This is a genomic window from Flavobacteriales bacterium (assembly GCA_025210295.1).
Taxonomy (GTDB): Bacteria; Bacteroidota; Bacteroidia; order Flavobacteriales_D; family Parvicellaceae; genus S010-51.
This window is the reverse complement of record JAOASC010000041.1, coordinates 21,927-41,252: the sequence shown is the minus strand read 5'-3', so window position 1 is coordinate 41,252 and position 19,326 is coordinate 21,927. Positions and strand designations below refer to the sequence as shown.

Genomic DNA, 19,326 nt, shown 5'->3' with positions numbered 1-19,326 from the left:
AAAAATGAGTTTTGGAGTGGCGCGTTTGACCAAAAAAGGAACAATAAAAGGAATGCCATTTGCACTTTCTATTGAACCAACAACAGCTTGTAATTTAGGATGCCCAGAATGTCCAAGTGGGCTAAAGCAGTTTTCTCGTCCAACAGGTAATTTGAAACCAGTAACTAATCAAAAGCTCATCGATGAGTTGGCGCCATATTTGGCATACATTAATTTTTATTTTCAAGGAGAACCGTTTATCAATCCTAAGTTTTTGGAGATGGTAAATTACGCAGCGTTAAAAGGAATCTATACAGCAACCTCGACTAATGCTCATTTTCTAACAGATGATATGGCTAAAAAGACTGTAGAATCAGGTCTTGATCGTCTCATTATTTCAATAGATGGTACAACACAAGAAACATACGAACAATATCGCGTACATGGAAGCCTCGAAAAAGTCATAGAGGGAACTAAAAATGTAATCAACTGGAAACGAAAATTAAACTCAAAAACACCACATGTTATTTTTCAATTTTTAGTAGTTCGACCTAATGAACATCAAATTGAGGACGCCAAACAATTGGCAAAAGACATGGGGGTTGATGAAATAAAGTTTAAGACGGCTCAGGTTTACGATTTTAAAAATGGAAACCCATTAATTCCCCAGAATGAATACTATGCACGTTATAAAAAACAAAAAGACGGTACCTATCGAATAAAAAATGAGTTGCTCAATCAATGTTGGAGAATGTGGAGTAGTGCAGTAGTAACTTGGGATGGAAGTGTGGTTCCTTGTTGTTTTGATAAAGATGCTAAACACCAATTAGGTAATGTTGCCTTTAAGTCTTTTAATTCAGTATGGAACAATGAAGCGTACCAACAATTTAGAAAACAAATATTCAAGGATCGAAACGCTATAGATATCTGTCAGAATTGTACTGAGGGTAGTAAAGTTTTCGGTTGATTAATTATCTTTGATGAACTTAATTAATGAGTAAATCAACACACATAACAAACATCATCAAAACATTACCCTCTACACCAGGAGTTTATCAATATTTTGATAAGGATGGTATTGTGATTTATGTGGGGAAAGCCAAAAGCTTAAAAAATAGGGTAAGTTCTTATTTTAATGCTAATGCACAACATAATGCTAAGACCAGAATTTTAGTCAAAAAAATCGTCACGATTAAAACCATTAAAGTGGCCACTGAAATGGATGCGCTTTTATTGGAAAATTCATTGATTAAAAAGTTTCAGCCTAAATACAACATTCAATTAAAAGACGATAAAACTTATCCTTGGATTCGTATAAAAAAGGAACCGTTTCCTAGAATTGAGTATGTAAGGAGAGTAGAAAAAGGGACAGGAGAATATTTTGGACCATTTCATTCTGTCACTACAGTCAAAACACTATTAGAACTTTTTAAAAACAGTTTTGATATTAGAAGCTGTACGCATAAATTAACTGATGAAAATATAGGGAAACGAGAATTTAAAACTTCCGTTGAATACTACATTGGAAATTGTAAAGGCTGCTGCCAGGGAATGGTTTCGCATACGGAGTATAAAAGCCGTTTAAATAATGTGAAAAGTGTTTTAAAAGGGAACACCAAAACAGTCGTAGATGAGTTGCGGGCAAAAATGAAAGCGCATGCCGAAAAGCTAGAGTTTGAAACCGCTGCTGAATTGAAAGAAAAATTACTCCATATCGAAAAATTTCAAGCAAAATCGACTGTGGTTAGCGCTACTGTCAAAGATGTTGATGTTTTCAATATAGATAGCGATATCAATACGGCTTATATTAATTATCTAAAAGTAATTAATGGGGCAATTATTCAAAGTTATACTTTAGAAATCAAAAAGAAATTAGACGAAGACAATATCGATTTATTGGCATGGGGGATCGTCGAAATTAGAAACCGTTTTCCATCTGATACAAAAGAAATTATTATTCCTGAACCACTACCAATAGAGTTAGAGGATGTTAAATTTACAATCCCCTTAAAAGGGGCCAAAAAGGAATTGTCTAATTTATCATTTGTGAATGCTAATGCTACCAAGCTTGAAAAGCAGAAACAACAAAAAAATACAGACCCAGAGCAAAATACGTTACGTATTCTTGAAACAATTAAACGTGACTTAAGGTTAAAAGAGGTGCCAAGGCATATTGAATGTTTTGACAATTCAAATTTTCAAGGAACCAATCCTGTAGCTGCATGTGTGGTGTTTAAAGATGCTAAACCAAGCAAAAAAGATTATCGACATTTTAATATTAAAACTGTAGTCGGTCCAGATGATTTTGCTTCTATGGAAGAAGTTGTGTATAGAAGGTATAAACGTTTAAAAGATGAACAAGAGTCTTTACCACAGCTAATTGTAATTGATGGAGGAAAAGGGCAATTGAGTTCGGCTGTAAAAAGTTTAAAAACACTAGATTTACTTGGAAAGATAGCTATTGTAGGTATTGCAAAACGTTTAGAGGAAATTTATTTTCCCGGAGATTCTTTGCCAATTTATATTGATAAACGTTCAGAGTCATTAAAAACGATTCAGTATTTAAGAAATGAAGCGCATCGCTTTGGGATTACACATCATAGAAGTAAAAGGAGAAAAGGGACAGTCAAATCAGAGCTCTTGAAAATAAAAGGAGTAGGCGCAAAAACGCAAGAAACACTGATCCGAAAATTTAAGTCTGTGAAAAGAATTAAAGCAGCAAGTTTGGAAGATTTAACAATCATGATTGGTTCAGCAAAAGCTAAAATTGTTTATAATGCCTTACATAAAAAATAATAGTTCAGGGGGAAATTTTGTAACAAAACCATTACCTTAGACGTTTAGGTTATAGCTTATGAAGTTAATTGCTACGATATGTTTGTTTTTGGGGTTGTCATTGTTTATGACATCCAGAAGTTATGCACAGGAAAATGGGCCTGAGCCTAAAAATAAAATCTTTGAGAAAAAAGAAAAGCAACGAGCAAAAGAACGAAAACAAGCAGAAAAAGAATTAACCAAACATCATCAGAGTATCCAAAGTAAGGAAACTCGCAAACGAATGAAGAAGCAGCAAAAGCGTTCGAATCGTTTGAAGAAAAAGAAAACAGCTGATCCGTTCTGGAAAAAGTGGTTTAGGAAGTAAGCTTTTTTATCATGACTTCCATAAGTGATCGTAAATTATTGTTGTTAAAAAAAGTGTTAAGGTGGGTGTGGCTTACTTTGGCTGTTGTAGTGTTGTTGTTTTATTTTGTCTCACCAGCTTCATTTACAGCTACAGCCATTCAGGCATTCCTAGGAGAAAACGCAACCTCAATATTGATTTTTTATGTTATAGGGTCTAGTATAAGAGCACTTTTCTTATTGCCAAGTACTATTTTTGTAGTGTTAGGTATCGCACTATACCCCGAAAATCCTTTTTTTGTTTTATTGATTTCGTTGGTAGGGATACAAATAGGGGCCACATTGATGTATTATTCAGCTTCGTTTTTAACGCCCTCTACATTGTTTGGAAAGACGTCTAGTAAAGTTCAAATGGTAGAAGAAAAAATGGAAACTTATGGTTTTTGGATTGTTTTATTATGGTCATTCTTTCCTGCTGTCCCGACGGATTTAATTTGTTTTGTAGCAGGAAGTACGAGTTATAGTTATTGGAAGTTTTTTCTTGCAGTATTATTAGGAGAATTGGTATTGGTAAGTGTGTATGTCTTTACTGGAGTAGAGCTGATGGAATTACTGTTTTAAATATTAGGGAGGATATAAAAAAAGCCCATTCAACTGAATGGGCTTTTGGTATTTTTATAGTTTCAAACTTATCATTAGATATTTTGTTTTCCTAATAATAATACTGGGTTTTCCATATAGTTCTTAAACGTATTTAGGAAAGCTGAACCAACTGCACCATCTATAACTCTGTGGTCACAACTTAAGGTTACTTTCATTACATTTCCAGGGACAATTTCACCATTTTTAACAACAGGAACTTGGCTAATACCTCCAACCGCTAATATCGCAGCGTCAGGAGAGTTGATAATAGCTGTAAACTCTTCAATTCCGAACATTCCTAAATTAGAAATGGTAAAGGTGTTTCCTTGCCAGTCTTCAGGTTGTAATTTCTTAGCCTTAGCTTTTTGAGCATAATCTTTTACTTCTGCACCAATTTGTGTTAAGGATTTTCCATCAGCAAATCGAACAACAGGTACTAAAAGCCCGTCAGGAACAGCAACGGCAACACCAATATGAACATGCTCGTTGGTACGAATAAAGTCTCCATACCAAGCTGCATTTACGGCAGGGTGTTCTTTTAATGCTGTAGCAACAGCTTTGATAACCATATCGTTAAAAGAAACTTTCTGAGGAGCAATCATTGCATTGATAGATTTACGCGCCTCAATAGCATTATCCATATCAATGGATACAGTTAAATAGAAGTGAGGAGCAGTGAATTTACTTTCCCCTAATCTAGATGCAATTACTTTTCTCATCTGAGAAACTGGCTCGTCTCTAAAACTTTCTACTCCAACAAAAGTATTTCCTGAACCATTGTAATTGTCAATGTCTCTTTTGATGATTCTACCTGATTCACCAGTTCCACTTAAAAACGCTGGGTTAATGCCTCTTTCGTCAGCTAATTTTTTAGCAAGTGGAGAAATTTTTAATCTACCATCAGCAACAGAACTAGCAGGTGGGTAGGTTGTAGCTGGTGTTTGAGCAACAACAGGAGCCGGTTTAGGAGCTTCTGCCTTTGGAGCAGGTGCTGGCTTTGGAGTACTTGGAGTGGTTTTAGCAGGAGCTTCAGTTTCCTTTACTTCAGCAGGTTGCTCGTTTTTTAACTCTTCTAACAAACTAGAGATGTCTTCACCTTCTTCTCCTAATATTGCTAAAACAGAGTCAACTGGCGCAGATCCTCCTTTTTCAACTCCAATATGCAATAGAACCCCTTCCTCAAAAGCTTCAAATTCCATTGTTGCTTTATCCGTTTCTATCTCAGCTAATAAGTCTCCCGATTCTACAGCGTCACCAATATTTTTGTGCCACTCAGCAATAACACCTTCAGTCATGGTGTCACTTAGTTTAGGCATTCTTACAATTTCAGCCATTTTAATAATTTATTTTAATGTGTAGTATAATTTAATCTTAGTTATATTCTTTTACGAAAGGATATTCTTCAACATAAACATCCTCATATAATTCGTGTGGTTCTGGATCTGGAGATTCTTCAGCAAATTTTACCGATTCAGCAACAGTTTCTTTTACATGCTTTTGAATTGCTTTGATTTCCTCCTCATTAGCAAGGTTGTGTTCTTTTATGGTGTTTAGCACTTTTGTAATAGGATCCTCGCCTTTGTACTCTTCTACCTCTTCTTTAGTTCTGTATTTTTGAGGGTCAGACATTGAGTGTCCTTTGTAACGGTAAGTTCTAACATCTAATAAAACTGGTCCTTTTCCAGCTCTAACATGTTCACAAGCATCAGCAATAGCTTCATGAACAGCTTCAACAGTCATTCCGTCAACAACAAATGAAGGCATTTCGTATGAAAGTCCAATTTTAGACATGTCTTCAACATTAGTTGTTCGAGCAACCGAAGTTCCCATTGCATAATTATTATTTTCAATAATAAATACGACAGGTAATTTCCAGTTCATTGCCATGTTGAAAGTCTCATGCAAGATTCCTTGTCTAGCAGCTCCGTCACCAAAAGAGCAAAAGGTAACATTTTTTGTCCCTTTATATTGTTCAGCAAAAGCAATTCCAGCTCCCATTGCAATTTGAGCACCTACAATTCCATGTCCCCCCATTAGGTTAACCTCTTTATGGAACATGTGCATTGATCCTCCTTTTCCTTTTGACATTCCTGTCTTTTTCCCATACAATTCAGCCATCATATATTTAGGGTGTACCCCTAATGCTATTGGGTGAGCATGATCTCTATATGCTGTAATATGTTTATCGTCTTTCTGGCAAGCAGATGCTGTACCAGTAACTAAGGCTTCTTGGCCAATGTAGAGGTGACAAAATCCTCCAAATTTTTGTTTGATGTATAAGTTTCCGACCATTTCTTCCACTTTTCTCATCATCAGCATGTCTTCATACCATTTTAGGTACTGCTCTTTCGAGTACTTAAGCCCTTTAGAAACAGACTGAGTACTGTTGGTATCCTTAGTTTTAGTTGCCATAGTGCGTTTTTAGTTTAATGTAACATACAAATATATAATTATTCATTGTTATTCTTAGGTTTGATAATGTAAAAAATGATAGGATTCATAAAACAGTAAATGATAATTTAAAATAGATGAGAATTATGCTGCTTTATGTTGTACCTTTGAAAGTGAATTTTTATTGTAAAATGCGAGAAGATTAGCTGTTGAATAAATGTTGACAAATCAGGAGAAAAATAGATATGATCGCCATATAAAATTAGAAGAAATTGGCGAGTTGGGGCAAGAGCGATTAAAAACTGCTAAAGTTTTGGTGGTGGGAGCTGGAGGACTAGGTTGTCCTGTGTTACAATATTTAGTAGCTGCTGGCGTAGGACGAATAGGACTGGTAGATGGTGACCGTGTTTCAGAGTCGAACTTACAACGTCAAATACTTTATACTAATCAAGATGTTGGCCAGCTTAAAGTTGATGCCGCTGTAGAGCGCCTTTCGCAACAAAATGCTTTGATTCAGTTTGATAAATATCAAGAGTGGCTTCATGTGGAGAATGCCTTAACAATTATAGAAAAATATGATGTAATCGTAGATGGGACCGATAATTTTTCAACCCGATATTTGATTAATGATGCTTGTGTTTTACTGAATAAACCATTTGTTTATGCTTCCATTTTTAAATTTGAAGGCCAATTGAGTGTTTTTAATTATCAAAATGGCCCATCCTATCGTTGCCTTTTTCCTGAACCGCCTAAAGCTAATCAATTACCCAATTGCTCAGAAGTTGGTGTTTTAGGTGTGCTTCCTGGCGTTTTAGGTACTTTTCAGGCCAATGAAGTCTTAAAGATGATATTACAAATAGGGACAGTCTTAAGTGGAAAACTGAAAGTTATCGACTTATTAGGGGGAGGAGTAACAACATTGCAAGTCAATAGAAATACTAAATCAATAGAAGCTGTGTTAAAAAAAGGATTGTTGCAAGATTATGATGTGTTTTGTAATGTCGCTAATGGAAATAACCATCAAGAACTTGAGTTGGAAGATGCTTTAGCACTAGTTAATGATGCTAATTATGTGTTTTTAGATGTGAGGGAAACATGGGAGCAACCTAGAATAGAAAAGTTAAATGCGATTGAAATAGCAATAGATGACTTAGAAGAGGCGTATGAAAGCATTCCTAAAAATAAAAATGTTGTAGTCTTTTGTCAAACAGGTGGTAGAAGTCAGCAAGCGATACATTTTTTAAATAAAAATTATGGATTTGATAAGTTAATCAATCTAAAGGGAGGAGTGCTAAATTATAGTATTTAAATCCAAAAGTGATTGGCAACCATCATGTATTCAGTAAATACCCCCAAAAGACTTCCGATAAGAACTTGGTTAATAGTATGAGCCTTAAGTATTAAGCGTGCTGAAGCCAATATACCGACTGCTACAATAAGCATGACATTGATGAGAATAAAAGTGTTTAAATTAGCCATTGGTTGTAGCTCCTGAGTGAAGCCAATAAACCCACCAGCTAGCGCTCCAATCCCTATACTGTGAAGGCTAATTTTCCATCTTGGGGTAATGAGTAAACTTAATAGTGCTAAAATCAACCCTCCAGTTAAGAAGCTTAAAAATAAACCGAAAAATGAATGGTAGTAGGCAATGTCTAAAGACCGAACAAAATAATAGGTAATACCATAATAAATACAAGAGAGAAAAAGAACAGGTATCCGCTCTTTTTGACTTTCAACTCTAAAAGAAGCAATCATTTTAGAGTTATACATTATCATTAAGCTAAACAAAGGAAATACTATTGAAAATAATAAGATGGGAGATAACGCTAACTTAAAATAATCAACAGACTCAAGTGCTCTCAAGTTAATTGTACTGTTGTGCTCAATTTGTGTAAACAATAATATCCCGTACAATGGAATGAATATAGGATGTAGTACCAATGACAAAAAATGACTAATCAGTCGCATAGAAATCTAGGAGTTGATACTTAAAGTTCTTTTCTTAAACGTGCAACAGGAATGTCTAGCTGCTCTCTGTATTTAGCAACTGTTCTTCGTGCAATATTATAACCTTTTTCTTTCAATAGATTCGCTAGTTTTTCATCTGTTAAAGGTTTCTTTTTGTTTTCTTCTTCAATGGCATCTTGTAAAATACGTTTCACCTCTCTTGTAGAAACCTCTTCTCCGCTTTCAGTACTTAAAGATTCGCTGAAGAAGAATTTAAGTAAAAAGGTGCCGTAAGGAGTTTGAACATATTTACTGTTGGCAACCCTCGATACTGTTGAGATATCCATATCGATTATATCTGCAATATCTTTCAGAATCATAGGCTTTAATTTCGTTTCATCGCCAGTAAGAAAAAACTCTTTCTGGTACTCCATGATAGCGTTCATGGTGTAAAGTAAAGTTTGTTGTCGTTGTTTGATGGCGTCAATAAACCATTTTGCAGCATCAATTTTTTGCCTAACAAACTGTATGGCCTCCTTATCTTTTTTAGAGCGTTCACTTGCAGCATATCCCTTTAGCATCTCCGCATATTGACGGCTGACTTTTAATTGAGGAGCATTTCTAGAGTTCAAACTCAGGTTTAAGTCCCCATTGTCTTCATTGATTATGAAATCTGGAATGATGTGTTGTATAGCTTTGCTTGTTTCTCTAATTGAGTTTCCTGGTTTAGGATTAAGTTTGGTAATCTCAGCTATAGCATCTTTTAAATCGTCTTCAGAAATGTCAAGCTTCTTAATGATTTTGGAATAGTGTTTTTTGGTAAACTCTTCAAAATGATTCTCAATAAGAACCTCTGCGGTCTTTATTTCAATTGTTTTCTTTTTCTTTCTCAATTGAATTAATAAACATTCTTGTAGATTTCTTCCTCCAACACCAGCAGGCTCAAGATCTTGAATCTCTTTTAGAACTGCTTCGACTTCTGCCTCAGTAACCATAATGTTTTGGCTAAAAGCTAAGTCGTCAACAATGTTAAAAAGTTCTCGTCTTAAATAGCCAGAATCATCAAGGTTCCCAATAATTTGGTAGGCAATTTCTATTTGAGTGTCATCCTTAATCCTGAGTTCAACTTGTTTTTCTAACAACTCTTGAAAAGTTGCACCACCAGAAAGTGGAACAGCTTTTTCATCATCATCGGCACTATAGTTACTTGTTGATGTTTTATATGATGGGGTTTCATCATCTAGATAGTCATCAATATTAAAATCATCCCTAGAATCATCTAAATCCTCTTTACTTAAGTCTAATTCTTCGGTGTTGTTTAGGTCTTTGTCCTCGTTGTGAAGCTCCTCCAGTCCCTCTTCTAAGGCTGGATTCTCTTCAATCTCTTGTTTGATTCGTTGTTCTAGTTCAATAGTAGGAACTTGAAGCAACTTCATAAGTTGAATTTGCTGAGGAGAAAGTTTTTGAAGTAATTTATGTTGTAGTGACTGTTTTAATGCCATGTCTTTTTCGTTGTTTAAGCTTTGTATCTCGGGGTTAGTTTATAGACAAATATAAAAAATACTACAATACTTTAGATATTAAATGATACCATAAATTTATTGAGTGATGGTTTTCATGATTTTTGTTACTTTTTAAGAAAAATAAATTAAGTATATTTGGGTTATCCCATAAAAAATAAGACGATGAATACTATTTTATTCCCCACAGATTTTTCAGAATGTGCTAATGAAGCCCAAAAAGTTGCGTTTAGCTTGGCTAAGTTATTTAGTGCAGAATTAAGAATTGTCCATGTAGTAAGCGATACAATATTTAAGTGGGAATCAGAAAAACATTTTTCTGATGCTGTGGAGACTTTTCCCTTGTTGCCAAAATTGCCCAGAGTTGTAACAGAAACAGCTGGAGCTAATCGATTTGAAGAAGCAGTTGCAGTGATAGAGCAGGAAGGTGCAAATAAGGGAATAAAGACTTCATCTGTTCTGCTTTTTGGGAATTCCGCAGATAAAATTTTAGAAGAAGCTCAAAAAGTTAAGGCTAGCCTAATTGTTATGGGGACTAATGGAGCAAGTGGGTTAAAAGAAGCCTTTGTTGGGTCTGTGACACAATGGGTTACAAGAAATGCACCATGTCCAGTGTTGAGTTTGAGAAAAACAGCTGGAGATAGTTTTAAAGTGGATAACCTAATTTATGCCTCCGATTTTAGAGTGGAGTCTGAGAATGATAACTTAGAACAAGTTAAAATTCTAGCAGGATATCTAGATGCTTCTGTTCATCTATTGTATATTAATACTCCACATTATTTTGAAGATACCACCTCTTGTGTAGAACGAATTACTAAGGTTGCCATACAACACGGTATTAAGAATTATAAAATTGAAATATATAATCATTTTACCGTTGAAGATGGGGTGCTGAGCTACGCTAATCTGAATAATGTAGATTTAATTGCAGTTTCAAATCACCATTATGGTCTGTTAAAAAGCATTGTGGAGTTCAGAACTACAGAAGTGTTGGTAAATCACGCTAAAGTTCCCGTTTTAACTTTAAATGTTTAACGCTTTTTAGTTTTCTTTCTAAACATTTTTGATTTCTTATTCACGGGCTTTGCTCTCTGATTATGCTTGTCTTTTAACCATTTAGGTTTGTTGTTGTCCTTTTTTAATAATCGGTCTAAAAGTGTATGGTCTTTAGCGTTTACAAGTTTGCTTTTAATCCAATCTTGATTTTCTTTTTTGTACCAAAAGAAGAAACGATGTTGTTTTTGTTTTTCTTTTTTCGATTTTGGAGTGTAATAAGGTTTTAATGTATAGGGATGGTAGCCTGAATAATAAATAACTGTGGCTACAGTCATTGGGGTTGGAGTGAAATCTTGTACTTGTTCTAACTCAAAGCCTAATTCTTTAGTTTCTACAGCTAGATTGGCCATGTCTTCTTCTTCACAACCTGGATGGCTGGAAATAAAGTAAGGAATTAGTTTTTGATTTAAGTTAAACTTGTCATCAATTTTATCATAAATTTTTTTAAAAGACTTAAAGTGATCAAAGGAAGGTTTTCTCATTAATCTTAATGTGTCTGAGGCTGTGTGTTCAGGGGCTACTTTTAATCGGCCAGATACATGTCTCTTTTGAAGTTGAGTCATGTACTGCAACATCGTCTCCTGATCTCCTTTTTTGTTGTAGCTTGGAGTGAGTAAATCATAACGAATTCCACTTCCAACAAATGCTTTTTTTACTTTGGGGTGCGCGTCTACCTTTTGATATAGACTGGTCATGGCGCTATGGTCTGTATCTAGGTTAGAACATATTACAGGATGGATACAAGAAGGTGCTACGCATTTATCACATATAGCTAGGTCTTTACCTTTTAATTGATACATGTTGGCTGAGGGGCCTCCAATATCAGAGATGTAACCTTTAAAGTCATTCATTTCTGTAACTTGATCGACCTCTTTTAGGATGGACTGCTCTGAACGACTAGCAATAAATTTACCTTGATGAGCTGATATGGTACAAAAACTACATCCACCAAAACAACCTCTATGCATGTTAATAGAGAATTTAATCATTTCGTAGGCTGGTATAGCCCCCCTTTTTTTATATTTAGGATGAGGAAGACGTGTGTAGGGTAAGTCAAAAGAATGGTCGATTTCCTTTTCGGTCATTGTTTGAAAAGGAGGATTGATGATGAGGTTATTGTTGTTTACCTCTTGTATAATTCTTTTGGCAAATGTTTTGTTAGACTCCTGTTCTATGTGCTTAAAGTTGGAAGCAAAAGCTTTTTTATCTTTCAAACATTGCTCATGCGCATTTAATGTAATGTCATCCCAGTTTTTATTTTTGGGAATGTTGTCGGTTTTAGGTCTAAGGTAGGCGGTTTGCTTTACCATTGTTAATTGATGGAAAGGAACCCCTTTTTTTAAAAGTTGTAGTACTTCTCTTAATGGTTGTTCACCCATTCCATATACTAATAGGTCTGCTAAACTACTCGATAAAATAGATGGGGCTAATCTATCTGACCAATAATCATAATGAGTAACTCTCCTAAGAGAGGCTTCGATTCCGCCAATTAATACAGGTGTGTCTGGGTAGAGTTTCTTAATGATTTTAGAATAAGTGTTAACAGCATAATCTGGGCGGTGTCCAGATTGTCCTCCAGCTGTATATGCATCAGTAGATCGTTTACGTTTACTAGCTGTATAATGGTTTACCATTGAGTCCATACACCCAGAAGTAATTCCAAAGAAATATTTAGGCTTCCCAAATTTTTTGAAATCTCGTAAATCATCGGTCCAGTTAGGTTGAGCAAGAATTGCGACTTTAAATCCTTCGTCTTCAATAATGCGGCCAATAACCGCTGTGCCAAATGAGGGGTGGTCTACATAGGAATCTCCAGAAATAAGAACAACATCAAGTTCTTCCCAGTCTCTTTTTTTGACTTCCTTCATGGTTGTTGGGAGCCAGTCTGTTATTGGTCGTTGGTTTTCCATAATGATGTAAAAGTAAGTACAAACTTGTGCTATGTTTTCTAAAATGGTTAAAAAAAAAGAGAAATGTGAAAAAAACAATTAAATTTGGCTAAAAAGTTTTGAATAAATAAAATTCGTGCTATCTTTGCACTTCCTTATTAAAAATCAGGGGTTTTAGATTATAGAAAATTAGTATTAGATATGTTACAGATACCAGTAAAAGAAGGAGAGTCAATTGAAAGAGCTCTTAAGAGATACAAAAAGAAATTTGATAGAACTAAAGTTTTGAGAGAATTACGTTCTCGCAAACAGTTTACTAAGCCTTCTGTTGAAAGAAGACAGGAAATTATTAAAGCTTCATACATTGAGGGATTAAGAAGAGAGGAAGCTTAGTATAGTTTTATACATTAATTATATAGATTAAAAAAGAGAAAGTTTTAAAACTTTCTCTTTTTTTTTGTCTAAATTTAGCTAGTTAGGTATTGGAATTATGGATGAGTTAAAGCTTTTTTATAACTATTTAAAGAATGAAAGGAGGTTCTCTGTTCATACATTAACTGCTTATGAGAAAGATCTCAATCAGTATATCGCTTATCTTCAAGAGTTTGATGTTGCTGTGATAGATGCAGAAACGAGTAGGGTAAGGAGTTGGCTGGTTGTATTGCTGGAAATGGGTATTGCAGAAAGATCAGTAAATAGAAAGTTGAGTGCAGTAAAATCTTTTTACAGGTATTTAATTCAGCAAGGGAGGGTTGAGGTTTCTCCTGTTCAAGATATTAAAGTGTTGAAAACGGCGAAAAAAACACCCGCTTTTGTACGAGCAACAGAGATGGACCGTTTGTTGAAAGATGATGTTTTTGAAAAAAACTTTAAAGGAGGACGCGATAAGGTGATTCTTTATTTATTGTATTACACAGGTATGCGATTGAGTGAGTTAATTCATATAAAGGAAGCAGATGTTGGTGTAGATACAGTAAAAGTTATTGGGAAAAGAAACAAAGAAAGATATATTCCTATTTCAGATAAATTGTTAAAATTAATTAAAGAATATGTAGTCTTAAAAAAGGAAGCTGGTTTTTTTAGTGGAAGTAGTTCCTTTTTATTAGTTACAGATAAGGGGGACAAATTATATGAAAAGTTTGTTTTTAGGAAGGTAAAATATTATCTTAGTCTAGTAACTACTCAAAAAGATAGGAGTCCTCACGTGTTGAGGCACACTTTTGCGACGCAAATGCTAAATGCTGGAGCAGATTTAAATGCTATAAAGGAAATTTTAGGTCATGCTGATTTGTCTGCGACGCAAGTTTATACTCACAATTCGATTGAGAAGTTAAAAGGTATATATAAACAAGCTCACCCAAGAAGTGGTGATTAAAAAATTAAACAACATGGATATAAAGATTCAATCAGTAAATTTTGATGCAGATAAGAAGTTAGTTGCATTTGTAGAAGAAAGAGTAGGGAAGTTAGAACAGTATTTTGATAATATTGTTGGTGCGGAATCATTTTTGAAAGTAGAAAAATCAGAGTCTTTTGAAAATAAAACAGTAGAAATTAAAATTTTATTACCAGGTAAAGAGATTTTTGCGAAAAAGCAGTGCAAATCATTCGAAGAGGCTGCAGATGAGTCAGTTGAGGCTTTAAGGAGACAGTTGGTAAAGTATAAAGAAAAGCTTCATTCTAAATAAAAAATAAAAAAAAGTGATTTTTTTTTGCGAAAAGGTTTGTAGATGTAAAAATTGTTCTTACATTTGCAGACCTTTTTAAACAAAGGGACACGTTCTTACAAAGAAAAACATAAAAAAATCGCCAATGTAGCTCAGCTGGCTAGAGCAGCTGATTTGTAATCAGCAGGTCGTGGGTTCGAGTCCCTCCATTGGCTCTCAAGTTCTCTAAGTAGAATTGTTGGGGAGATACTCAAGCGGTCAACGAGGGCAGACTGTAAATCTGCTGGCCAAGCCTTCGTAGGTTCGAATCCTGCTCTCCCCACAAAAGAATTAAAAAAACTCAAAAAAAGTTTTGTGAGTTTGAAAATTAATTCTACCTTTGAACTCTGAAAAGCGGGAGTAGCTCAGCTGGTAGAGCATCAGCCTTCCAAGCTGAGGGTCGCGAGTTCGAATCTCGTCTCCCGCTCTGTGACTTAAAGGAGAATTGGGTAACTAGTTCTCCTTTTTGTGTTTTTGAAGCCGGTGTAGCTCAGGGGTAGAGCGTTTCCTTGGTAAGGAAGAGGTCACGGGTTCAATTCCCGTCATTGGCTCTTTTGTTAGTGATGGTAAATAAGTATATAATTAATAAATAAATAAAACAAAGTAAAGATGGCTAAAGAAACCTTCGAACGTACTAAACCTCACGTGAATATTGGTACAATAGGTCACGTGGATCACGGTAAGACAACTCTTACTGCTGCAATTTCTAAAGTTTTGTCAGACGCTGGTTTGGCTGAAGTAAGAGATTTCTCTCAAATTGATAACGCTCCAGAGGAGAAAGAAAGAGGAATTACAATTAATACAGCTCACATTGAGTATGAAACATCAGCAAGACACTATGCTCACGTTGATTGTCCAGGTCACGCCGATTATGTAAAGAACATGGTTACTGGAGCTGCTCAAATGGATGGTGCGATATTAGTTTGTGCTGCTACAGATGGTCCAATGCCTCAAACAAGAGAGCATATCTTATTGTCTAGACAGGTAAACGTTCCTAAATTGGTTGTATTCATGAATAAAGTGGATATGGTTGATGATGAGGAGTTGTTAGAGTTAGTAGAGATGGAGTTAGAAGAGTTATTAGAGTCTTATGACTATAATGATACTCCAATCATGAAAGGTTCTGCATTAGGAGCTTTAAATGGAGAAGCTAAATGGGTTGAGTCAGTTCAAGCGTTAATGGATAAAGTTGATGAGTGGATCCCAACTCCAGAGCGTGATGTTGAGAAACCATTCTTGATGTCTGTAGAGGATGTATTCTCTATTACAGGACGTGGAACAGTTGCTACAGGTGCAATTGAAACAGGAATTGTTAATACAGGAGATCCAGTTGAGATTATCGGATTACAAGCTGATAACGGGAAAATGACTTCAACAGTAACAGGAGTTGAGATGTTCCGTAAGATCTTAGATGAGGGAAGAGCAGGTGAGAACGTTGGTCTTTTATTAAGAGGTATCGATAAATCAGATATCAAAAGAGGGATGGTAATCGCTAAGCCAGGTTCAATTACTCCTCATAGCAAGTTTAAAGCTGAGGTTTATGTATTGAAGAAAGAAGAAGGTGGACGTCACACTCCATTCCATAACAGATACCGTCCTCAGTTCTATTTCAGAACATTAGACGTTACAGGAACTATTAACTTAGAAGCTGGTCGTGAGATGGTAATGCCTGGAGATAACGTAACTATTGATGTTGAGTTAATCACACCAGTAGCGATGGATAAAGGTTTACGTTTTGCAATCCGTGAGGGAGGTAGAACAGTAGGAGCTGGTCAGGTAACTGAAATCTTAGGATAAGAAAGATTATTCAAACAGAATAAATGACAAAGGTGTCCGCCGAATGGCGGATTGCCTTTTTGTCATATTACGGATGTAGCTCAGTTGGTAGAGCACTGGTCTCCAAAACCAGGTGTCGGGAGTTCGAGTCTCTCCATCCGTGCATTAAAAAACAAATAAATAGTTGTGGCAGGAATTAAAGCATATATACAAGATGCAGCTTTTGAGTTGCTAAATAAGGTTTCATGGCCTACTTGGAAAGAATTACAAACTAGTGCAATTATTGTTTTGGTTACAAGTGTGATTATTTCTTTAATGGTTTGGGTTATGGATTTTGTTTTTGGAATCTGGCCTGCTGGTGAAGAAGGTTTTTGGAAAGGTATGTTAGGGTTCTTTTATGAAATGTTTAATCCTTCTTCTAAATAAAGAGTAATGGCTGAAGTAAAGAAAAGATGGTACGTTATCCGTGCCATAAGTGGTAAAGAGAAGAAAGTTAAAGAACAACTTGAACTTGAAATAGAAAGACAAAAACTTTCTGATTACGTTGAGCAAATACTTATTCCAACCGAAAAAGTTTATCAAATTAGAAATGGAAAGAAGATTAGTAAAGAAAAAAACTATCTTCCTGGTTACGTTTTAATCGAAGCAGCTTTGGTCGGAGAGGTAGAACACGTTATTCAATCTACTAATAATATTATCGGTTTCTTAGGTGGAGAGAAAGGAGGAGATCCTTTGCCAATGAGAGAGTCTGAGGTAAATCGAATTTTAGGGAAAGTTGATGAGTTAGCAGAGGCTGATGAAGAAATGAACATCCCTTATGTTGTAGGTGAGTCTGTTAAGGTAATAGATGGACCATTTAATAACTTCAACGGTATTATTGAAGAAATCAACGAAGAAAAGAAAAAACTAAAAGTTATGGTTAAGATTTTTGGACGTAAAACGCCATTAGAACTTAATTATATGCAAGTACAAAAAGAGAATTAAAGATAGTGTGCTAGTCGATTAAAGCTTCCCGACGAAAACACGAAATAAATAAATAACAATGGCAAAAGAAGTAAGTGGATTAATCAAACTTCAGATTAAAGGTGGAGCTGCAAATCCTTCGCCACCAGTAGGACCTGCATTAGGTGCTAAGGGTGTAAATATCATGGAGTTCTGTAAGCAGTTTAATGCTAGAACTCAAGATAAAGCTGGGAAAGTGTTGCCTGCTGTAATCACTGTATATTCCGACAAGTCATTTGATTTTGTTATTAAAACTCCTCCAGCGGCAGTCCAGTTAATGGAAGCGGCTAAAATTAAAAAGGGGTCTTCAGAATCAAATAAATCTAAAGTAGGGTCTGTAACTTGGGAACAAGTTCAAGCTATTGCTGAAGATAAAATGGCTGATTTAAACTGTTTTACTGTTCATTCAGGAATGAAAATGGTAGCTGGAACAGCGAGAAGTATGGGGTTAACAGTTAAAGGAACTGCTCCTTGGGAAGTATAATCTGAATAAACAGAAAAATTATGGCACTGACGAAGAAGAGAAAAGAAGCCTTAGCTAAGTATGATACTGAAAAGGTATATTCATTAGAAGAAGCTTCTAAAATTATCAAAGAGATTTCATCAACAAACTTTGACCCATCTGTAGATGTTGCTGTTAGGTTAGGAGTTGATCCAAGAAAAGCTAACCAAATGGTTAGAGGAACAGTTTCTTTACCTCACGGAACAGGGAAAGATGTAAAAGTATTGGTGTTATGTACTGCTGATAAGGAAAAAGAAGCGCAGGAAGCTGGTGCTGATTACGTAGGTCTAGATGAGTTTATCACTAAAATTAAAGGTGGTTGGACTGATGTAGATGTGATCATTACTATGCCATCAGTAATGGGGAAAGTAGGAGCTTTAGGACGTATTTTAGGGCCTAGAGGATTAATGCCAAACCCAAAAACTGGTACTGTAACTATGGATGTAGCGAAAGCAGTAAAAGATGTAAAAGCTGGAAAAATTGACTTTAAAGTTGATAAATTCGGAATTATACATGCTGCTGTTGGTAAAGCTTCTTTCGAATCAGAAAAAATTGCAGACAACGCAAAAGAATTAATTTCTACTTTAATTAAATTAAAGCCAACTGCTGCTAAAGGAACTTATATTAAAAGTTTATCAATCTCTAGCACAATGAGCCCAAGTATTAAAGTTGAACCTAAATCAATTGAAGCGTAACTGCATAAAAAAGAAGAAACATGACCAGAGAAGAAAAACAAAATGCAATTGAGGTCTTAACTGATAGACTTGCTAATTCTGGAATATTTTATGTTGCAGACACTTCTGAACTAACAGCTGAGGCTACAAGTTCATTAAGAAGAGCATGCTTCAAAAAAGATGTTCAGTTAAGCGTAGTAAAAAACACATTGCTTAAAAAAGCAATGGAAAAAGTTGAAGGGAAAGACCTTGCAGAAATGTATGATGTTTTGGCTGGTCCTACAGCAATTATGTTTGCAGAAGTAGGTAATGCTCCGGCAAAAGTTATCAAAGAATTCAGAAAGAATTATGATAAGCCGATTTTAAAAGCTGCCTACGTAGAAGAGTCAATATACATTGGTGACGATCAATTACAAGCTTTAGTAGACATTAAGTCGAAAGAAGAATTGATTGGTGAGGTTGTTGGATTATTACAATCTCCTGCTAAGAACGTATTGTCAGCTCTTCAATCTGGAGGAAGCACAATTGCAGGATTAGTGAAAACTTTATCTGAAAGATAAAAAAGAATAAAAAGAATAATTAAAAAGTAAAACCAAACAAGTACGGAAGTACTAAAATAAATTATTATGGCGGATATCAAAGCTATGGCAGAAAGTTTAGTAAACTTAACTGTAAAAGAAGTAAACGAATTAGCAGAAATCTTAAAAGAAGAGTACGGTATTGAACCAGCAGCAGCTGCAGTTGCAGTAGCAGGTGGTGGTGCAGCAGGTGGTGCTGAAGCTGAAGAAAAAACTGAATTTGATGTAGTTCTTAAAGCAGCAGGATCAGCTAAATTAAAAGTTGTTAAAGCGGTTAAAGAATTAGCAGGTTTAGGACTTAAAGAAGCTAAAGAATTAGTTGATGCAGCTCCAACTAACGTTAAAGAAGGAGTTTCAAAAGACGAAGCTGACGCATTAAAAACTGCTTTAGAAGAAGCAGGAGCTGAAGTAGAAGTTAAGTAATTATATAATCAATTACTATAAGGTTTAGGTACTTCCGTCTGACGGAATGTACCTAAACCCTTTTGTGTATAATAGGGTAACTATTTCACAAATAAACGATCGAAATTTGTTTAATTTAAAC

General features: G+C 35.3%; 21 protein-coding genes and 5 tRNA genes. 21 read left to right on the top strand and 5 right to left on the bottom strand.

Annotated features, from left to right (window positions below; genetic code table 11):
- Nucleotides 1-4 precede the first annotated feature (4 nt).
- From N4A35_12095 to N4A35_12080, 4 genes are read left to right on the top strand one after another with little or no spacing between them, the layout of a single operon-like run.
- A complete protein-coding gene (locus N4A35_12095; protein MCT4582144.1) occupies nucleotides 5-946 on the top strand; it encodes an SPASM domain-containing protein in 942 nt (313 codons plus the stop codon).
- Between the two features lie 26 nt (nucleotides 947-972).
- Complete coding sequence (gene uvrC / locus N4A35_12090) at nucleotides 973-2,775, top strand: excinuclease ABC subunit UvrC (GenBank protein MCT4582143.1); 1,803 nt, start codon at nucleotides 973-975, stop codon at nucleotides 2,773-2,775.
- Nucleotides 2,776-2,833: 58 nt separating this feature from the next.
- A complete protein-coding gene (locus tag N4A35_12085) occupies nucleotides 2,834-3,121 on the top strand; it encodes a hypothetical protein (GenBank protein MCT4582142.1) in 288 nt (95 codons plus the stop codon).
- A gap of 11 nt (nucleotides 3,122-3,132) precedes the next feature.
- Entirely contained in the window at nucleotides 3,133-3,720 is a 588-nt protein-coding gene (locus tag N4A35_12080) for a VTT domain-containing protein (protein ID MCT4582141.1), read from the top strand.
- A gap of 74 nt (nucleotides 3,721-3,794) precedes the next feature.
- Here N4A35_12080 and N4A35_12075 read toward each other — a convergent pair whose 3' ends face one another.
- Nucleotides 3,795-5,075, bottom strand: a complete 1,281-nt coding sequence (locus N4A35_12075; protein MCT4582140.1) for a pyruvate dehydrogenase complex dihydrolipoamide acetyltransferase — start codon at nucleotides 5,073-5,075, stop codon at nucleotides 3,795-3,797.
- Nucleotides 5,076-5,112: 37 nt separating this feature from the next.
- Nucleotides 5,113-6,153, bottom strand: a complete 1,041-nt coding sequence (gene pdhA / locus N4A35_12070) for a pyruvate dehydrogenase (acetyl-transferring) E1 component subunit alpha (protein ID MCT4582139.1) — start codon at nucleotides 6,151-6,153, stop codon at nucleotides 5,113-5,115.
- Nucleotides 6,154-6,349: 196 nt separating this feature from the next.
- On the opposite strand from pdhA, the gene N4A35_12065 reads away from it, so the two are divergent.
- Nucleotides 6,350-7,441, top strand: a complete 1,092-nt coding sequence (locus N4A35_12065) for a HesA/MoeB/ThiF family protein (GenBank protein ID MCT4582138.1) — start codon at nucleotides 6,350-6,352, stop codon at nucleotides 7,439-7,441.
- Here the strand turns inward: N4A35_12065 and N4A35_12060 are convergent.
- Nucleotides 7,438-8,100, bottom strand: coding sequence for a hypothetical protein (locus N4A35_12060; GenBank protein ID MCT4582137.1), 663 nt, complete (start codon nucleotides 8,098-8,100; stop codon nucleotides 7,438-7,440). The genes N4A35_12065 and N4A35_12060 overlap by 4 nt on opposite strands.
- A 20-nt stretch (nucleotides 8,101-8,120) precedes the next feature.
- The gene (gene rpoN, locus N4A35_12055; GenBank protein MCT4582136.1) at nucleotides 8,121-9,581 is read right to left on the bottom strand and encodes an RNA polymerase factor sigma-54; all 1,461 of its coding nucleotides are present in this window, start codon (nucleotides 9,579-9,581) and stop codon (nucleotides 8,121-8,123) included.
- Nucleotides 9,582-9,764: 183 nt separating this feature from the next.
- Between rpoN and N4A35_12050 the strand changes: the two genes are divergently transcribed.
- A complete protein-coding gene (locus N4A35_12050; protein ID MCT4582135.1) occupies nucleotides 9,765-10,634 on the top strand; it encodes a universal stress protein in 870 nt (289 codons plus the stop codon).
- On the opposite strand, the gene N4A35_12045 is transcribed toward N4A35_12050, so the two are convergent.
- A complete protein-coding gene (locus N4A35_12045; GenBank protein MCT4582134.1) occupies nucleotides 10,631-12,565 on the bottom strand; it encodes a YgiQ family radical SAM protein in 1,935 nt (644 codons plus the stop codon). The two genes, N4A35_12050 and N4A35_12045, sit on opposite strands and share 4 nt — an antisense overlap.
- Before the next feature lie 180 nt (nucleotides 12,566-12,745).
- On the opposite strand from N4A35_12045, the gene rpsU reads away from it, so the two are divergent.
- The 15 genes from rpsU to rplL all read left to right on the top strand — a co-directional run bounded on the left by rpsU (nucleotide 12,746) and on the right by rplL (nucleotide 19,205).
- Nucleotides 12,746-12,937: a 30S ribosomal protein S21 gene (rpsU, locus tag N4A35_12040; GenBank protein MCT4582133.1), complete on the top strand. Its 192-nt coding sequence runs from the start codon at nucleotides 12,746-12,748 to the stop codon at nucleotides 12,935-12,937.
- A gap of 97 nt (nucleotides 12,938-13,034) precedes the next feature.
- Nucleotides 13,035-13,919 carry a tyrosine-type recombinase/integrase gene (locus tag N4A35_12035; GenBank protein MCT4582132.1) on the top strand — a complete coding sequence of 295 codons (885 nt, stop codon included), beginning with the start codon at nucleotides 13,035-13,037 and terminating at the stop codon, nucleotides 13,917-13,919.
- Between the two features lie 13 nt (nucleotides 13,920-13,932).
- Nucleotides 13,933-14,232, top strand: a complete 300-nt coding sequence (gene raiA, locus N4A35_12030) for a ribosome-associated translation inhibitor RaiA (protein ID MCT4582131.1) — start codon at nucleotides 13,933-13,935, stop codon at nucleotides 14,230-14,232.
- Nucleotides 14,233-14,352: 120 nt separating this feature from the next.
- A tRNA-Thr gene (locus N4A35_12025) sits at nucleotides 14,353-14,426 on the top strand.
- Between the two features lie 25 nt (nucleotides 14,427-14,451).
- Nucleotides 14,452-14,533: transfer RNA gene (locus N4A35_12020), tRNA-Tyr, on the top strand.
- Nucleotides 14,534-14,604: 71 nt separating this feature from the next.
- Nucleotides 14,605-14,677: transfer RNA gene (locus N4A35_12015), tRNA-Gly, on the top strand.
- A 52-nt stretch (nucleotides 14,678-14,729) separates the two neighbouring features.
- Nucleotides 14,730-14,801 (top strand) — tRNA-Thr (locus N4A35_12010).
- A gap of 58 nt (nucleotides 14,802-14,859) precedes the next feature.
- The gene (tuf, locus tag N4A35_12005; GenBank protein ID MCT4582130.1) at nucleotides 14,860-16,047 is read left to right on the top strand and encodes an elongation factor Tu; all 1,188 of its coding nucleotides are present in this window, start codon (nucleotides 14,860-14,862) and stop codon (nucleotides 16,045-16,047) included.
- Nucleotides 16,048-16,116: 69 nt separating this feature from the next.
- Nucleotides 16,117-16,189: transfer RNA gene (locus N4A35_12000), tRNA-Trp, on the top strand.
- Between the two features lie 23 nt (nucleotides 16,190-16,212).
- On the top strand, nucleotides 16,213-16,452 hold the full coding sequence (gene secE / locus N4A35_11995) for a preprotein translocase subunit SecE (protein ID MCT4582129.1): 240 nt from the start codon (nucleotides 16,213-16,215) through the stop codon (nucleotides 16,450-16,452).
- A 6-nt stretch (nucleotides 16,453-16,458) separates the two neighbouring features.
- Complete coding sequence (nusG, locus tag N4A35_11990) at nucleotides 16,459-17,010, top strand: transcription termination/antitermination protein NusG (GenBank protein MCT4582128.1); 552 nt, start codon at nucleotides 16,459-16,461, stop codon at nucleotides 17,008-17,010.
- Between the two features lie 58 nt (nucleotides 17,011-17,068).
- Complete coding sequence (rplK, locus tag N4A35_11985) at nucleotides 17,069-17,512, top strand: 50S ribosomal protein L11 (protein MCT4582127.1); 444 nt, start codon at nucleotides 17,069-17,071, stop codon at nucleotides 17,510-17,512.
- A gap of 20 nt (nucleotides 17,513-17,532) precedes the next feature.
- Nucleotides 17,533-18,225 (top strand): 50S ribosomal protein L1, encoded by a 693-nt coding sequence (gene rplA, locus N4A35_11980; protein MCT4582126.1) that lies wholly within the window; start codon nucleotides 17,533-17,535, stop codon nucleotides 18,223-18,225.
- Nucleotides 18,226-18,245: 20 nt separating this feature from the next.
- Entirely contained in the window at nucleotides 18,246-18,764 is a 519-nt protein-coding gene (rplJ, locus tag N4A35_11975; GenBank protein MCT4582125.1) for a 50S ribosomal protein L10, read from the top strand.
- 66 nt (nucleotides 18,765-18,830) lie between these two features.
- Nucleotides 18,831-19,205, top strand: a complete 375-nt coding sequence (gene rplL / locus N4A35_11970) for a 50S ribosomal protein L7/L12 (GenBank protein MCT4582124.1) — start codon at nucleotides 18,831-18,833, stop codon at nucleotides 19,203-19,205.
- Nucleotides 19,206-19,326 lie beyond the last annotated feature (121 nt).

What these genes read in the sequence shown, in the direction of transcription:
- rplA (MCT4582126.1), top strand. Translation starts at nt 17,533, where the DNA reads ATGGCACTGACGAAGAAGAGAAAAGAAGCCTTAGCTAAGTATGATACT.
- N4A35_12045 (MCT4582134.1), bottom strand. Translation starts at nt 12,565, where the DNA reads ATGGAAAACCAACGACCAATAACAGACTGGCTCCCAACAACCATGAAG.
- tuf (MCT4582130.1), top strand. Translation starts at nt 14,860, where the DNA reads ATGGCTAAAGAAACCTTCGAACGTACTAAACCTCACGTGAATATTGGT.
- rplK (MCT4582127.1), top strand. Translation starts at nt 17,069, where the DNA reads ATGGCAAAAGAAGTAAGTGGATTAATCAAACTTCAGATTAAAGGTGGA.
- rplL (MCT4582124.1), top strand. Translation starts at nt 18,831, where the DNA reads ATGGCGGATATCAAAGCTATGGCAGAAAGTTTAGTAAACTTAACTGTA.
- rpoN (MCT4582136.1), bottom strand. Translation starts at nt 9,581, where the DNA reads ATGGCATTAAAACAGTCACTACAACATAAATTACTTCAAAAACTTTCT.
- pdhA (MCT4582139.1), bottom strand. Translation starts at nt 6,153, where the DNA reads ATGGCAACTAAAACTAAGGATACCAACAGTACTCAGTCTGTTTCTAAA.
- nusG (MCT4582128.1), top strand. Translation starts at nt 16,459, where the DNA reads ATGGCTGAAGTAAAGAAAAGATGGTACGTTATCCGTGCCATAAGTGGT.
- N4A35_12065 (MCT4582138.1), top strand. Translation starts at nt 6,350, where the DNA reads ATGTTGACAAATCAGGAGAAAAATAGATATGATCGCCATATAAAATTA.
- N4A35_12085 (MCT4582142.1), top strand. Translation starts at nt 2,834, where the DNA reads ATGAAGTTAATTGCTACGATATGTTTGTTTTTGGGGTTGTCATTGTTT.
- N4A35_12080 (MCT4582141.1), top strand. Translation starts at nt 3,133, where the DNA reads ATGACTTCCATAAGTGATCGTAAATTATTGTTGTTAAAAAAAGTGTTA.
- N4A35_12075 (MCT4582140.1), bottom strand. Translation starts at nt 5,075, where the DNA reads ATGGCTGAAATTGTAAGAATGCCTAAACTAAGTGACACCATGACTGAA.
- N4A35_12050 (MCT4582135.1), top strand. Translation starts at nt 9,765, where the DNA reads ATGAATACTATTTTATTCCCCACAGATTTTTCAGAATGTGCTAATGAA.
- raiA (MCT4582131.1), top strand. Translation starts at nt 13,933, where the DNA reads ATGGATATAAAGATTCAATCAGTAAATTTTGATGCAGATAAGAAGTTA.
- rplJ (MCT4582125.1), top strand. Translation starts at nt 18,246, where the DNA reads ATGACCAGAGAAGAAAAACAAAATGCAATTGAGGTCTTAACTGATAGA.
- N4A35_12060 (MCT4582137.1), bottom strand. Translation starts at nt 8,100, where the DNA reads ATGCGACTGATTAGTCATTTTTTGTCATTGGTACTACATCCTATATTC.
- N4A35_12095 (MCT4582144.1), top strand. Translation starts at nt 5, where the DNA reads ATGAGTTTTGGAGTGGCGCGTTTGACCAAAAAAGGAACAATAAAAGGA.
- uvrC (MCT4582143.1), top strand. Translation starts at nt 973, where the DNA reads ATGAGTAAATCAACACACATAACAAACATCATCAAAACATTACCCTCT.
- rpsU (MCT4582133.1), top strand. Translation starts at nt 12,746, where the DNA reads ATGTTACAGATACCAGTAAAAGAAGGAGAGTCAATTGAAAGAGCTCTT.
- N4A35_12035 (MCT4582132.1), top strand. Translation starts at nt 13,035, where the DNA reads ATGGATGAGTTAAAGCTTTTTTATAACTATTTAAAGAATGAAAGGAGG.